This window comes from Prosthecobacter sp. GW821-HT29F12 (assembly GCF_058803405.1).
Genome location: NZ_CM179517.1, coordinates 5,888,020 through 5,904,792, shown reverse-complemented (window position 1 = coordinate 5,904,792; position 16,773 = coordinate 5,888,020). Strand labels below are relative to the sequence as shown.

Below are 16,773 nucleotides of genomic sequence, written 5' to 3'. Positions count from 1 at the left end.
GGGAATGCAGTAGCCTCACCGCATGAGTGAGATACGACCTTTTGCGAATGCGCCGCAGATCAGCTTCAACCCGCGCCTGATACTTTCGGGGCTGGTGGGCCTTTTTTTGGCGGTCGGTATTTTCTCGGGGGTGTATCAGGTGCCGGCGGAGTCGGTGGCGGTGGTGCAGCGGTTTGGGGGTTACTTGAAGACGGAAACGCCGGGGCTGCACTTCAAGCTGCCGTGGGGGATCGACCAGATCACGCTGGTGGAGATTTTGCGGCAGCAGAAGCTGGAGTTTGGCTTTGGGACGCAGGGAGCGACCAATCCATACCAGTATGCGGATGCCCGCGATCAGGAAGAGGAAAAGACGATGGTGACGGGCGATCTGAACACGGCGCTGGTGGAGTGGGTGGTGCAGTATCACATCAGTGATCCGGTGGCGTATGTGTTTAACTTCCGTGAGCCGGTGCCCACGCTGCGTGATCTTTCCCAGGCGGTGATGCGCGAGGTGGTGGGTGACCGAACGGTGGATGAGGTGCTGACGATTGGGCGGCAGGAAATGGAGACCCGATGCGCTGAACGCCTGCGTGAACTGGTGGCGACACTGAACATGGGGGTGCGGATTGACCAGATCCAGCTGGGCAATATCAATCCGCCGGCCGATGTGCAGGCGAGCTTCAGCGATGTGAACCGTGCGAAGCAGGAGAAGGAGTCTGCGATCAATACGGCAAGCGGAAATTATTATCAGATCATTCCCAAGGCGCGTGGTGAGGCGGAGCAGAAGATCAAGGGCGCGGAGGGCTATGCGGCCAAGCGCGTGAATGAAGCGGAGGGTGATGCGGCGCGATTCAAGGCGGTGCTGGCGGAGTACCTGAAAGCGCCGGAGGTGACGAAGAAGCGCCTGTATTTGGAGACGATGGGCGAGGTGCTGTCTCAGGTGCCGGGCAAGATCATTTTGGATGACAAGGCCTCCTCGTTTCTACCGCTCATGAATCTCCGCCAGGCGGAACCGCAAACCAACCCTGCCCCTGCCACACGATGAAAGCTTCTCTTGTTTTGATAGTTGTCCTCGCACTGGGGATCGTGGTGAGCTCCGGTTTGTACACCGTGAGCGAGACGGAGCAGGTGGTGATCACGCAGTTTGGCAAGCCGGTGGGAGAGTCGATCCTCAAGGCGGGACTGCACTGGAAGACGCCATTTGTCCAGACGGTGAACCGACTGGACAAGCGGGTGCTGGAATGGGACGGGCCATCGGCCAACATGACGACAAAGGACAAGGTCATCGTGGTGGTGGATGTGTTTGGGCGCTGGGAGATCAGCGATCCGCTGATTTTTTTCCGCCAGCTCACGGACGAGCGACGTGCGCTGTCGCGGCTGGATGACATCCTGGCGAGCGAGACGCGCATCGTGATTGCGAAGCATGACTTCATCGAAGCGGTGCGGACGACGAAGGACCGCAAAGCGATCCGTGACGTGGCCAACACGACGACCGTCGGCAGCGCGCCATCGAGTGCGGATTCGCGCCTGGGGGTGCTGCCGCCGATCACGTATGGCCGTGTGGAGCTGGAGGCGGAAGTGCTCAAAAACGCGATCCCGAAGATCGAGGGGTACGGCATCCGGCTGCTGGATGTGCGCTTCAAGCGCATCGACTACGATCCTTCGGTGAGCCAGTCGATCCACCAGCGGATGATTTCCGAGCGTGAGCAGATTGCCAAGCTGCACCGTGCGGAAGGCGAAGGCGAAGCGGCGAAGATCAACGGGGAGCGTGAGCGTGATCTGGCGACGATCGAGTCTGAGGCGTATCGCAAGGTGCAGGAGATGGAAGGTGCGGCGGATGCGAAGGCGACGGAGATTTATGCGAAGGCGTACAACCAGACGCCGGAGGCTGCGCAGTTGTTTGAGTTTTTGAAGACGATGGAGACGTACAAGCAGCTGATCACGGCGGATACGACGATGATTTTCACGACGGAGAGCGAGCTGTTTCGCTTCTTGAAGTCGAGCAATCCGCAGGCGGTCAAACCGGCGGCGGGGGCGAGCGGGGAGTTTACGCCGCTGCACAAGCTGCCGACGTTGATGGAAGTGGGGCGGTGAGGGGGCTTGAGCCGGAACGGGCTTCCTCCTTCGCTAAAGCTACGGAGGACAGGGAAGCCAGGACTACGGAACGGCGCTGGGTGGATGGTGAACGAAGAGGAGATAGCGGCCGCCATTCGTGGGATACCCCTCACCCAACCTCTCCCCCAAGGATCTCTTGGGCATTGCTATAATATCGGCGGGGAGAGGGGATTCGCTTTGTGACCGCATCATGTCATGGAGCTAAAAGGGCCATGAAGTCATTTCAAAATGCTCCGACCAAGCTGATCAGGTAACTTTGCGGCGGCGACGGAGTGTGAAGGCGGAGAGGCCGAGGAGGAAAAGGAGGAGCCGGGAGGGTTCGGGGACGACGACGATGACGCCGTAGGTGGTGAGGGCGCTGGTGTCCCAAGAGAGGCCGGAGCCGAGAGCCACACCTGAGAGGTCCAGATCTGCCAGGGTGAAGGAGCCGGAGCCGGCGAGTGAATCTGCGGTGCCCACGGTGGTCCAGTCGAGGAGTTTGAAGATGCTGCCAGCCCCGAGGGTGGCGCTGTTGTTGAGGAGCTTGAGGGTGCCGCCTGCGGTGGAACCCAGAGTGAAGGTACCGTTGGTCAATCTGATGCTGTCGTAATTGCCTGACTGGTTCCAGATGGTGGTGTAGGCGGTGCCGGTGGCTCCGCCGTGGGTGTTCAAGTAGGAGAGAGCGCTGCCTGAGAGATCGAAGGCCGAATCGACCTGGGAACTGGAGGTGAGGCTGAGCTGGATCTGGCCGCCATTGTTGACGTTCACCGCCGTGCCCGCCGCGGTGAAGGTGAGGGTTTGATTGCTGGTGCTCGTGGCACCCACGCCGGGGGCGAGGACGGCACCGCTGGTGATGACGGTGGCACCGGCGATGCTGCCGGAGCCGGAGAGTGTGGCGGCGGTGCTGACGGTGACGATGCCCGAGCCGGTGAGAGCGCCGGTTGAGCCATCCCCCACCTGCAAGGTGCCTGCGGCGACAGTGGTGGTGCCGGAGTAGGTGCTGGTCTGGGTAAGAACGAGGGTGTTGGCACCGAGTTTTTTGAGGCCCACGCTGTTTGCGCCGCTGTTGGTGTCGGCGATGCTGCCGCCATAAGTGAAGCTGCCGCCGGAGGCGTTGGTGGTGTCGAGACCCATGAAGGAGCCACTGGTGAAGCCGCCGGTGGAGGTGCCTAGGGACTTGAGGATGTCCACGTCTGCAGCGGTGAACTCGCCGGTGCCGCCGACGTTGAAGGCGGCGGTGGCAGCGCTGCTGACCGTAATGTTGGCGGCGGTCCAGCTTGCGGAGGTGTTGTTGTAAAGTGCTGTCTCACGGAGGAACTGAAGGATGCCGGCCGAGACCGTGGTGGTGCCGGTGTAGGAGTTCACACCATCCATGTAAAGGGTGCCTGCGGTGGTCTTGGTGAAGGCGCCACCGCCATTGAATTCAGCGAGATTTGTTAGAGTGCCGGACTGGGCATTGAAGGTGATGGCATTGGTCGAAGCGCCAATGGATTTGCCGGTCATGTCGAGCGTGCCGCCATTGAGGGTGAGGGTGGCGTTGCGGGTGCCTGAGCCGGTGCCACGCAGGATGTCTCCCTGAACGGTGAGAGTGCCGGCGGTGATGGAGATGGTGGCGGTGGCAGTGCCAGCATTGGCGCTGGCCATGGTAACGGCGGTGGCGCCAGTGGTGGCCAGGGTGACTGTGCCACCGGAGACATTGAGAGCGGTGGTGGTGGAACCGGTGCTGGTGTTGCTGTTGCCAAGAATGAGGGCCTGAGCTGCGCCAGAGCCGATGGTGACCGTGCCGCCGGTGACGTTGATGATGGAGCTTACTGCTCCGGTGCTGGTGTTGCTGGCGAGAGTGGCGGCGATGCCGGTGCCGGAACCGATGGTGACAACGCCGCCACCGAGATTCATGACGTTGGTGCTGTTGCCAGCGGCGGTCTTCGAACCCATGGTAAGATTGCCGGTGATCAGGGTGCCGGTGTCGAAGGCGAAGAGGTTGTCCATGGGTCCGGTTCTGGCGTTTTGTGTGCCGATGGACACAGCGCTGAACAGCAGATCCGCATTGTGACCCGAGACATCAAAAGTGTTCCGATTGCCCACTGGCAGAAGTGCTGCGGTGACGCTGGTACCGCTGCCCAAGTTAAAGGCGGCAGCAGTTACGCCGTCGGCAGCGCGAATGGTGACTGTGCCAGCTGAATTCAGGAACGTGATGGAACCCAAATCACGCGAGCCGGTGCCGATGTTGACGGCGTTGACGTTGATGACGTTGGTGCCGGTGCCGAATTTGAGCGAGTTGATTTGTCCTGCGTTGCCATTGTAGGCACCGCCGCCGCCGACGGTGAGAGCGCTGGCGGTGATGGTGGTGTTTTGCGCCAGGATCAGAGCGGCGAATCCCGTGCTGTTTGTTCCCGTGGAACTGCTGACCTGAAGAATGCCGCTGGTGGTGTTGAGGGAGACATTCAAGGTGGCCAGCGCGCTGAAGTCGGCGGTGGTGATGTTGGTGGAGCCGTTGTTGCCCACGAGGAAGGTCAGACCTGTGCCGGTGGTGTTGATGACATTGAAGGTGCCCGCACCTGAGGCGGAGAAGAGGGTCGTGGAGTTGGTGGCTGTGCCGCCCAGTGTCACCGTGCCGCCAATGGTGAGAGTCTCCCCTGCCCCGATGAGGATCTGATTGGTTTCCACCGCTGTGTTTGTCTGCACGAGAAGGTTTCCGGCAAAGGTGGCGCTGGCGGTGGAGAGATCCAGCGTGCCTGCGGTGGTGATGGAATTGGCGGTGCCGAAGTTCAACGCACCCGCGAGGTTTTGGTCTGCAGTGAAACGCAGGATGCCGTCGTTGATGCTGGTGGCGCCGGAGTAAGAGCTGGTGCCGCTGATGACCCAGGTATTTGTGTCTGACTTGACCAAGGTCAGAACGCCAAGGCCGTATTCATTGAGGCTGCCCAGAGTGTTGGCCAGAAGTGGATCGGAGAGTCCCTTGAGGGTGAGCGTTTTGTTGCCTGCCGTTTCAAAATGGACGCCACCGAGCACGAGCGCACCGGAGCCTGAAGAATCCAGGGTGACAGCGCCGGTGGTGCCCTGCATGCCGATGGTGCGATCACTGATGCTGCCGCCGCCGGTGTAGATGAGGGTGGTGGCAGTCGAGCCAAGCCCCATGTGAATGACGCCGTTTTGAGCCGTGGAAGCACTGCCCAGCGAGCTAGCACCGCCGCCCACGCTGGTGATGGAGCCAAAGCTGAGGGTGCCGGCCTGAACTTCGACAGGACCGGCGAAGGTGCTCAAGCCAGAAAGGGTGAGCGTGCTGGTCTGTGTTTTCAGCAGGCCGCCTGCGCCTGCCAGCACGGTGTCCACACCGATGTTGCTGGTGCTTCCAAAGTAGAAGCCGGCGCTGGCCGTGATGGAGCCCGAACCGAGAATGGCCGGGTTGTCGCCATAGATGGACACGAGACCGGCGGTGATGTTGTAGATGACCATGTCCAGAGTAGCACCGGCTCCGATGTTGAGATCACCGCCAACACCGGTGGCATTGTCCGCACCGAGAGTGAGGGTCCCGCCGGCAATCGTGGTGGCTCCGGTGTAAGTGGCGGCGGCATTCAGGGTCAGGTTTCCAGCACCGGTCTTTGTCAGTCCGCCGACACCTGAGCCGACTGAGCGGGCGAGCGCGAGATCGTTGCCATTGGTGTCAATGGTGGCACCGCCCTGGAGGAAGAGGATCGTGCGCAATGAAATGTCATCCGTGAAGCCAGCACCGAGGCGAAGCGTGCCACCGGCGAAGACCAGTGAACCGGTGGTGCCGCCGATGTTGCCGAGAGAAGTGATTTCGAGAATGCCTTCATTCAGGGTGGTCTTCATGGTACCGCCGCCGGCGGTATTGACGCCGCTGAGGATCAAGGTGCCACGACCGGATTTGGTGATGTCCGCCGTGGAGGTCAGCGGGGAGCTGATGCTGGCCGTGAGGTTTTCAAGGGGGGCGTATTGATAGGTCTGGCTGCTGGCGGTCAAAATGGACGGCAGGCTCATGACGAAGTGGGTGGCATCCGTCACGCTCAGGACGGTGGCACCCAATGCAATGCCCGCGCCGAAAACCGGCATCCCCGCCTGCAGGCCGGTGGTGCTGGCCACGGTGACGATGGTACTCCCAAAGGTGGTGGAGCCGGTGGTCAAACTGTTGGAGGAGTTTGGATTGATGACGCTGATGACGTACTCGTTGGTGCTTCCCACGGTGATGCCGTTGTCGAAGCCGCCGAGGGTGGTGGTGTAGGCGGTGTTTGTCACCGCACCGGTGACGGTGAAGAGCAGCGCGCCGCTGGTGACTCCGAACGACTGGCCAGCGCCGGAGCCAGCAACATTAAGAGCAGGTGTCGCGGCGTTGTTCAGGACCAGAGAATTGATCGTCTTGCCGCCAAGTCCGGTGAGGTCAGCGGAGAGCGATTCGCGGGCGTTGTCAGTCGCGCCAGCGAGAGCGAGAGTTTTGTATTCGGTGGTGAGATCGAGGGGGCGGAAGCCAGCCCCGCTGACGTAGGTGACGAGGGAGTTGCCCATGTTGCCAGCGGTGAGAGCGCCGCTGGTGGTTTCACCCAGAGCCCAGGGCACGATGCTGATGTTGGTGCTGCCGGCGAGGCCACCGCCACCGACCATGGTGGCGATGAAAGCGGTTTGGTTTGCGGCGGTACCGATAAGGAACTGATTGCGACTGCCAGTTGTAAGCCCCAGTGAACGGCCGCGGACATTGACCGTGGAATTGTTCAGACGGATGAAATCATCCGCAGTGATCGCGGAAAGGGCCGTGCCGGTGGAGTTGGTCGTTTCACCGCTGAGATAGTTTGAGCCGGAGGCAAAATTCAGGCTGCCGATGGTCTCGCTGGTGGTCGCGCCCTGATCAGTGCGGATGGCGAGGCCACGCACAATGGTCTGGCCGTTGAAGGTGCCGTCTGCGGAGTCAAGGGTGACGGTGGTGGTGTCGAGAATGCGGGTGCCGGAGCGGGTGGTGCCGTTGTTGTCGATGAGCAGGGACCCATCATTGCTGACGCGGATGATGGAGGCGTTGAGCTGACCGCTGCCGCTGAGCTGGAGGGTGCCGCCCGCCACCGTGAAGATGCCGGTGAATCCCGTGCTGAGGTTGGTCAGATTGAGATTACCCGCGCTCTGTTTGATGATGCCACCAGTCCCGGTGAAGAAGCCTGCATAGGTGGTGTTGGAGACTTCGTTGATGGTGAGGGTGTGGGTGCCGACGGCGACGGTGCCGTTGTCAGAATTGGTGGCGCGCTGGCCACCGGAGAGACGGCCGATGGTCTCGTCAGCGAGCAGCTGCAAGGTGGTGTCCTGATAGGCACTGAGGGAAACGATGGAGCTGTCACCGATGGCATTGCCGCCAGAGACCTGAAGGGTGCCCTGCAGGATTTCGGTTTCGTCGGTGTAAACGTTGTTGCCGGTGAGGAGAAGGGTGCCCGTGCCGGACTTGGTCACTGCATGATTGATGCGGATGTCCGAACTGATGGTGAAGGTCTGGGCGCTGTCCTGAGTGATGATGAGCTCTGTGACGCCCGAAGCGAGAGTGCCGCCCTGGATGCTGGGAGTGCCGCCGACATTGCTGGTGACAAGGATGCCGCCGCTGGCGATGCTGAGGACGCCGCCCGGAGCGATGATCAAATCTGAACCCGCCACGGCATTGAAGCGGAGGCTGTTGATGTTCAGGCCCTGAAGCGTGCCGGTGAAGCCGGTGGTGTCGTCGGTGATGTGATCAGCGACAGCCCAGGTGGAGACATCGTTTTTAACGGTGGAGACGAGGGCGACGATGTTCCCACCGGCGAGGTTGGTGGCGTTGGTGGCGAACCAGACGCCGGTGCCATCATCCACGGTGGCGAAAGCGCTGGTGCCGAGCAGACCCTGCGTGCCGTTGAGCGTGGAGGTGGTGAAGCCATTGGTGGCGCTCTGTGTACCGGAAGGCAGAATGAAGCGGATGGTGCCATCCCGGTTGGTGGATGTGCGGGTGATGGCCCCCAGGTTTAGCACTATTTCCTGCCCGGCTCCCGGATTGAGCGTGATGGTGCTGGCACCGCTGTTGTCGCTGGAAGAGCTGCCGTCCAGAGTGGTGCTGGCCACGGTCTGGCTGGTAGCGGAGGTGGCGCTGCCGGTGAGGATGAGATTGCCGCCGAGTATTTCAAGAGCGGAGCCGGTGCGGAGCTTGGTGGCGTTGCTGACGGTGTAATCGAGCACCAGAGTGCCTTCGTAGAGGATGCTGTTGCCGGTGGAGGCGAGGCCGCTGTTGTCCCCTTTGAGGGTGATGGTACCGAGGCCGAATTTTTCCAACCCAGTTGTCCCATTGCTGGCGAGGTTGGCGCTGATGGTGCCGGTGTAGAGATTGATGTCGCCACCGGTCACCGTGACCGTGCCGGTGCCGTCGATCTGGCCCACCAGGCCGACATCGCGCTGACCGACGTCGAAACGCAGGGTGGTGATGTTGAAGGTGTTGGTGTTGAGGATGGCGGTCTGAGGGCCGCCAGAGTCGCCGATAATGATGAAGTCGAGACCGCCGCTGTTGGCGACGCCATTCACATCATCCGCGTTGAGATTGATGATGGCACCGGTGCGGGCGTAGAGACCGCTGCTGGTTCCCGCAGGGTTGGAGGCCAGAAGGATACCGGTGGTGTTGAGGTTCAGGACGGTGGAGGCACCCGTGACGATCACATCATCGGCGATGGTTACCGTGTTGTCGCGGAGGGTCCAGATGCCGGAATTCACATTGAGATCGGCCACGGATGTCCCGGTGGGCTGGGAGATGCCGCCGCTGATGATACCTTCTCCGGTGCCAGTGAGAGTGAGGCTGTTGTCGACACCCTGAGTGATGGCACCGGCATAGGTGATGACGGCCCCCGAAGTGCCGCTGGCATCCAAGGTGAAGCTGGCCGTGGAGGTGAGCGCCCTGTTGGTGGACTGACTGGTGTCACCCATGAAACGCAGGATGGATGTGCCGGTGATGTTGATGGCCGAGCCCTGACCGAGGCTGCTGGCAGCGCCACCGATGTTGGTGACGGTGTTGAATTCGAGAGTGCCTTCCTTGAGCGAGATGTCGCCGCCAAAGGTGTTGGCTCCGAGGAGGCGTATGGTCTGGCTGGTGACAGCCCAGGCGCCGAGCTCGTCATTGATGGCAAGGCTGCGGCCCAAACCACCATCGGAGATGACGGCGGAAATGATCAAGGGCCGGACGGACGAGCCTTGATAACTGAGGCTGGCGTTGTTGCCGAGGACGATGGAGTTGGTGATGTTGATGATGCTGAAGTTGTCCGAGGCCTGGCTGATGCGGAGGGCGTTGTTTGCATTGGCGGCGCTGCCGATGGTGATGATGCCGCTGAGGTTGACGGTCATGTCGCTGACGGGTGTGCCGGAGGCGTCTGCGCTTAATTCGAGAATACCGCCGGGGCCATCCACGGTGATGTTCTGGCCGAGGTTGTAAGTGGTGCCGCCGGCGGTGACGAACTGAATGCGGCCGGCGCTGGCGGTGATGTTTCCGGTGCCGAGGCCGGTGACGGTCTGAGTTTGAACGGTGCCGCGGATGAGATTGATGCCGCCGGACCAGCTGCTGTTGTCCGACTGGAAGTAGAGGGTGCCCGTCAGCTGGTTGCCACTCGAAAGCGTGCTGATGGAGTCCACGGTGAGACTGCCAGCGCCGCTGACGACGCCGCTGAGAACCACATTTCCCTGAGTGGCGGTGAGCACGGTGGAATTGGAGCCGCGCATGTTGATGAATGAACCCGCGCTGACACTCACGGTGCCGGTGTAGTAGTTGTTTCCGGCATTGCCGCCTGCGGAGAGAGTGCCGCCGGCCAGCGTCAGTTTGTTGGCGACGCCGGTGGCGGCGGAATTGGCGGCGCCGTTGTAGTAGAAGGCACCGCCGGTGTTGACGGTGATGGTGGCGAGATTGCTGTTGGCGGTGCTGCCCAAAGCGGTGGCATTGAGGATTTCCAACGTGCCTGCGTTGATGGTGAAGTCCGAGGTGACAGTGGTGTTGAAGGTGAGATCGGCCGCGGTGGTGAGGGTCACTTTGCCCGCGCCGCTTTTGATGACATCGGCCTCTCCGAACAGGGGGCCGAGGGAGAGGACGGAACCTGCGTCCGCCACGCTCCAAGTCTGATCCGAAACGATGCGAAGGGGAGCGGTGATATTCACCGTGGCCGGACCGCCGGCGGTGATTTTGATGCCATCGGTGGCGACCTGCGGGGCGATGCTGAGGCGGAAGGAAGGATCGATGCCGGAGGCGATGGTGACGGATGTCGGTGTGTTTGCGCCAATGGTGGCGGCCTCGAAGGTGAGGGAGTTGATCTTGAAGCTTTGCTCCAAGGTGGTGGAGACCGCCGCGCTGGTGGGCGCATTCCACTGAAAGATGACATCGGTGCCCTGGCCCGGAGTGGAGAGCGCCGCGATGGTGCCTGCTTTATCCTGGGACCAGTTGTTGACGTTGCCGTTCCAGGTGGTGTCCGTCAATCCGCGCCAGTAGGAGGTGCCGGTGATGAGGGTGCCGGTGGTGATGGATATGAGGTTGTCCGTTTGATGGATGGTGATGGAGCTGAAACCACCCGGGGTAGAACCGAGTATCCAATCGCTGGCGCCAAGGGGTCCGGTGATGAGACCACCGTCTGCGGAGGAGATGAGGTTGTAGGTTTGGGATGCGTTGAGGCCGGTGTCGCTGAGGTTCAGTTTGATCTGATTTCCGGCAAAGAGCTGCAGGGTGCCGCCTGCGAGAAGTCCGAGAAGGTCGGTGGTGGCGTTGTCTCCCGAAATGCCGCCGTCACCGACATTCAAATTCAGGGTGGTCATGGTTCCACCGCTGGAACCGAGGGAGAGGATGGTGAGCTGATTGAGCCTGTCCCCTGCCCCGTTGAGAAGATTGAGTGAGGAAGCGTTGTCAACGACCACACTGGTGACGACAGCGGGGGCGGCGATGCCGCCGGTGAGAGTGAGTGTGGAGCCGTTTGTGACGCTGAGACCGGTGGTGCCATTGAGCGATGAGCCGATGGTCAGCGAACCGCCGTTCACGTTCGTCGTGCCGGTGTAGGTCAGCGTGACTCCGCTGGATATGACCGCCGCCGCAGTGCCGGTCTTGGTGATGGAGAGAGCACCGCCGCCGCTGTTTTGGATGGAGTAGGTGCCGACACCGCCGCCGTAACTGACTGCTGAGTCTGCGGCACCGAAGGTGAGGGAGGCGGCGGTGGAAGATGTGTTGTCGATGACTGCGGTGCCGTCCGTGCTGGCGGTGAGGCCATTGATGGTCTGGGAGGTGCCGTTGAGATCGAAGGTGGCGGTGTCGCCATTGGCGAGTTCGGGACTGAGGGCCACGCCGCCAAATCCAGCGCCGGAAGGAATGGCGTTGTCCGCCCCCATGCGGAGGGTGCCGCGATCAATGTCTGTGAGGGCGCTGTTTTTGTTGTAGGTGGAGCCGGTGCCATTGAGCTGGAGGACGCCGTCACCGGTCTTGGTGAGCACGACGCCGAAGGCGGTGGAGGTGGTGAAAGCGCCGTTGATGATCGTCGTGCCCGAGCCGTCAACGGTCCACGCGCGATTGGCGGTCATGAGGTCGGAGGTGACTCCGGCAAAGGTCAGGGCCTTGCCGCTGGCGACGTTGTTGTTGAGGCCGGAGTTGTTCGCGGACTGGAGCAACTGGAAGACGCTGGTGGTGGTGAGGCTGTAGTCGCCCGCGAAGGCGGTGGTGGTGTTGTTTATGAGACGGACGGCGTTGCTGATGGTGCGGTCTGCGCCGTAGGAGAACAAGGTGCCGTTGCTCCAGTCGAGAGTGCTGGTGCCGAGAGCGTGGTCATCGCCGATGCCGAGGGAGCCGGCGGTGAAGGTGGTGGTTCCGGTGTAGTTGTTGGAGCTGTTGGTGAGGATCCACATGGCGGAGCTGTCCACCTGAATACCGAGGGTTCCGCCGTTGTCGGACAACACGCTGGTGATCATGTTGCCGGAGGCATTGACGCCACGCAGGAGGAGGACCTTGCTTCCAAGCACGAGGTCGTTGGCCACATTGGTGAGAATCAAGGGGCCCACGCCATCGGCATGGATTTGATTGCTGGCGGTGGTGGTGTTGAGGCGGATGTAGCGGTCGCTGGTTTCACCGAGACCGACGTACTCCAGAATGCCGCCCGTGGTGGTGCCGTTGCCGAGGAGAATGGCGCCGGCGCTGGTGTTGCCGAGAGTGGAGTCGCCGACGCTGGAGCTGCCTGGGGTGGCGCTGCTGCCCAGAGTCTCCACGGCCAGGGTGCCCTGCCGCACCAGTGTCTGGCCGGTGTAGGTGTTGGCGCCGCGCAGATTGAGGATGCCCGCGCCTTCCTTGGCCAGATTGCCAGCACCGGAGATGACGCCGCTGATGGTGGCGAAGTCTGAGCCGCTGGTGGTGAAGTCGCCCACATTGACCTGACGGTAGCCGTCGCCAGAGAAGCTGGAGGAAACACCGGTCGCGGCAAGCACCCCAGTGCCGCTGCTGAGGGTGAACTGTGTGGCGCTGATGATGTTGGCAATCGTCGCGCCAACGGGGATGGCGGGGTTGCCGGAAATCGTCTGGCCGGCGGTGAGTCCGGCGGTGGTGCCGGAGGCGAGATTGACGGTGGCGCTGCCGGCGGTGGTGGTGAGAGACAGGCCGGAGATGGAGGCGCCTTTGGTGATTTGAAATCCGTTGAGCATCGTCACGTCGGACAAGGCGATGCCGTTCACGGTTTGTGAGATGGCATTGAAGAGCAAGGCACCGCCATCCAGGAAGCCGGCCGTGCTGCCCCAGATGGGATTGCTGCCGAGGTCCACAGTGAGCGGGGCAGCGCCCGCAGAAAAACCGCTGGCAACCGTGCCCACGAACTGCACCTGACCGGCACCGGTGCCGAGGGTGCGGACGAAGGCTCCGGTGGTGGCGAGAGAACCGCCGTTCAGCACGAGATTGGAGGCTGTGGGGAGACTTGTGCCGTCGTTGGCATAGAGGAGGCCGCCGGTGATGGTGGTAGCGCCGGAGTAGTTGTTTACCGCTCCCAGAATCCAGACACCGGCATCCGCCTTGTAGAGCGAAGTCAGGGCTGCACCGTTGTCATTGATGATGGGGGCGAAAAAGTTGTCTCCTGTGGAAGCGCCGCCCAAGACGAGGCCCTGGGCATTGCCTGTGGCGGCAGCGCCGAAGGCCAGGGCACCTGTATTGGTGAAACTCAGCGTGGCTCCGTTGACGCCATTGGCCTGAATGCGTGCACCACCGCTGGTACCGCCGTTGAAGGTGAAGAGACGATCGGTGGAATCATTGGTGGTGCCAGCGAAGCTGAGACCGCCATAGGCCTGAGTAGCGCTGGTACCGGTGAAGACGAGATTGCCCGCCGCATTGCTAGCTGCGCCGATGCCGCTGGCGAACCCGCCGTCCGCCACATTGTTCACAGTGAGGATGCCGGTGGAGCTGATGGTGGTGATGCCGGTGTAGGTGCTGAGGCCGTTGAATGACATCGCGCCGGTGCCGAGCTTGGTGAGATTGATGACGCCGTTGGTCTGATCGATGATGCCGAAGGAGGTGCCGACGCCGTTGCTGCTGCCGATGGTGAGGGTCACTGCTGCAGCATTGGTGTTGGAGACGGTGCCGTTGTTATTGAAGTCATCGATGCCGATGGAGACATTCACTCCGTTCAGATCCAAAATGGCGCCCTGGCGGATGGAGAGAGTTGCGGTGGAGCCGCCCGCGCTCAAGCGGCCTCCAGTGGCAAGCTGAACGGTGCCCTCGTTGATCGAGTTGACGCCGGTTTGCGCGTTGAGACCGGCAAGGATCAGCGTGCCCGCGCCGACCTTGGTGAAGCCCCCTGTCGAGGTGCTGGTGATGGGCGCATTGAAAGTCAGCGTGTTGGCGCCGCCGTCCACGTTGATGACCAGCACGCCGCTGCCGCCTGTGGTGACGCCGGTTCCCGAGATGGAGCCGGAGCCGCCCGTCTGGATGATGCCGCCGGAGGCGTTTGAGGCGCCGGCTGTGCGAATGGTGAGCAGGCCGGTCATGTTGAGGGCCTGGGCTCCATTGATTTTCAGTGAGTCGATGGTGACGGCTGCATTGCTGAAGCTGCCGGTGATTTCATTGCTCTGGCCCGAGGTCAGTGCGGTGGCACTGGTGGCGAAATCTGCGTCGCTGGAATAATTGGGCGCACGCACGGCCAGCCCGGCACCGGGGACGAAGGCGAAGTCTGAACCGTTATAGAAGAGCCCGGCATTGGCGATGTTGTTGGTGATGCTTGTGGAGGCAAACGAGACGGTGTCACTGCTGGTGGGAGCCACGATGTTTACGGTGCTGCCGCCGCCCACCGTGCCGAGTGAAGCAAAGACCAGCGAGGCGGTGCCACCGCTGCCGGGAGTGAGCTTGATGGTGCCTGAGCCGAGAGCGGGGGTCAGCACCCCCAGGGTCTCCACGTTGCTGGCACTGGCCTGCCCGACAAACTCCAGGGTGCCGCCTGCGTATTGGTTGACCTGATTGAAAGTGATCGCGGAGGTGTCTGCGATGATCGTCGAGACGGCGGCGTTGGCCTTGAGCTTCAAGATCCCGTTGGTGATGGTGGTGGTGCCGGTGAACGCATTGGCGCCTGCGAGAACCCAGGTGCCGGAGTCGACCTTGGTGAGATTCACGAGACCTCCTGCATCGTTGTTGGAGATGATGCCATTGATGGTATTCTGTGCTATGCTGGTGCCGCCCAGGGTCAAGGTCTTCACATTGGCCGAGGTACCTCCGGTGGCTGCGAAGTCGGCATTGAGAATGAGGCCGGGGCTGGTGCCGGTCTGACTGGCGAGGATGGTGGCGCCGCCGGTGGTGCCGGCGAGATTGATGACCTTGCTGGTGGTCAAATTGGCCTGGAGGACATTGTTGCCGACAATGCTCAGAATCGCCGCAGTGCCGCTGCTGCCGATGTTGATGGCACCGGTGTTGTTGTTGATGGCGCGCCAGTCGCTGACGGCCAGTGTGCCACCGCTCACGCTCACGGCGCCATCGAGAGTCGAGGCTGTGCCGGTGATGGTGAGGGTTCCCGTGCCGGACTTGGTGAGGTTGTGCGCGAAACCAGCGGAGGCGCCATTGACGCTGCCATTGATCAGGGTGTTGCCATTGCCGCTGATGGTCATGGTGCGATTGCCGGTGTTCTCGGTGTTGCTCCAGAAATTTCCGGTGAAGGTGAGCAGCGCGCCACCTTGGAGGTTGTTGGTCATTGTGGTATCGCCGTTGCCACCATTGACCGGTGCGGTGGTGAAACTCATGCCGTAGCCGTTGCGGCTGTTGAAGGTGAGCGTGATGCCGTCTTCATAGGACAAGTTGCCGAAAGAAACCGTCTGGTCCTTGGCCGAACTGTTCGGTGCGTGGTCTGCAAAAATGGTGCTGGCTGCGCGGAAATAGACATTGGCGTTGGTGCCGTTCGAGACTTTGACATCCGGAGAGTCCATGAGCACGGCGAGGACGCCGCCATTCAAGTCGAGCACCGCGCTGGTGGTGCCGGCGGTGCGAGTGCCGAGGACATTGGATGAGCCGATGCGGACCTCGCTCTGGCCGCTGGCGGCGCTGCCGCTGACGCGGATGGTGCCGGAGAAGCCGGAAGAGTCGGTGGGATGGAGATAGAGCGTACCCCCGCCACTGCCTTCAAGAGTTCCCGAGCCCGTGAGCACGCCGGAGATGTTGTAGAAACTGGCACCGGCCTGATTGGTGCCGCCGAGGGAGCTGATGGTCGTCGCGGCTGTGCCGAGCACGTTCAGGGTGCCGGTGAAATTGAGGACGCCATCCGCAGAGATGATGCGGGTGCTGAGGTTGGTGGTGACATACGGGGCGCCCATGGTGACGGAGCCCGAGAGGGTGTTGACACCGGTGCTGATGAGAGCGGCGCCACGATCGGAGATGGGCCCCTGCCCCTGTAGCAACAAATCCCGTGTGAGAGTGATGCTGCCGGCGCTGCCGTCCAACACCAACGAACCGCCGCCAAAGCCACGCAAATTGGTGGAGGCGATCACCGGATTGAAGCCCGTGACAACAATGGCCGAGGTGTCAGCGCCGAGTGCTCCTTGATTGGTGATGACCAGCGAACCGTTGCTGATGGTGGTGGTGCCTGTGTAGGCATTGGCATTGCTGCCGAGGCGGATGGTGCCTCCTCCCAGCATCGTAAGTCCTCCTGTGCCGAGGATCTGAGTGTTGATGGTGGCGCTTTCTCCCAAGGCCGCTCTCAAGGTAGGCGAACCGCCAGCCAGAGTGAGACTGCCGCCGGTGAGTGTGTAACCGCTGCGAAGGAACGACAACTGACCGGCGGTGATGCCAGGGCTAAGGGTCACTGTGCTTAACATGGGCAGCAGTGTCACGGGCGCGCTGAAGATGGCCGTGTCCGCACCGGTGTTGGGCCAGAGGCCAAGTGCTGCACCATTCCACCAGTTTGAGGTCGTCAGATCCCATGCACCGGTGCCGCCGAGGCCGGTGCCATCCACGTTGTTGCCAGCCGTGGTGGTGTCCGTGTCCCAGTAGAAAGAGGCTGCTTGCGTGGATTCCAACTGACACACCAAGAGAGTGAAAGCAGCGAAACGGCACCACACGGGGACGCGAAGCAGCTGATGAGTGGCCTTCATGCAGGGGATGAAACAGTTCGGGTTGGGCGGTTTTTGAACGGCGCAAGGCACCGCACAAATGATCAGACAGGTTGTGTAGACTGATCAGCTTGAATGAACTGCGTTCTTTGGAACAAGCCCAAAGTGGTCCTT

At 61.7% G+C, this 16,773-nt stretch carries 3 protein-coding genes; 2 read left to right on the top strand and 1 reads right to left on the bottom strand.

From position 1 onward, the window contains the following. The first annotated feature begins 22 nt into the window (after positions 1 to 22). Together hflK and hflC are read left to right on the top strand one after the other, a co-directional pair. Entirely contained in the window at positions 23 to 1,024 is a 1,002-nt protein-coding gene (gene hflK, locus AC3RLQ_RS24470) for an FtsH protease activity modulator HflK (RefSeq protein WP_493031265.1), read from the top strand. Then, a complete protein-coding gene (gene hflC / locus AC3RLQ_RS24465) occupies positions 1,021 to 2,073 on the top strand; it encodes a protease modulator HflC (RefSeq protein WP_493031264.1) in 1,053 nt (350 codons plus the stop codon). The genes hflK and hflC overlap by 4 nt, the downstream gene beginning before the upstream one ends. Positions 2,074 to 2,340: 267 nt before the next feature. Here the strand turns inward: hflC and AC3RLQ_RS24460 are convergent, their stop codons facing one another. After that, positions 2,341 to 16,641 carry a beta strand repeat-containing protein gene (locus AC3RLQ_RS24460; protein WP_493031263.1) on the bottom strand — a complete coding sequence of 4,767 codons (14,301 nt, stop codon included), beginning with the start codon at positions 16,639 to 16,641 and terminating at the stop codon, positions 2,341 to 2,343. Positions 16,642 to 16,773: the final 132 nt, after the last annotated feature.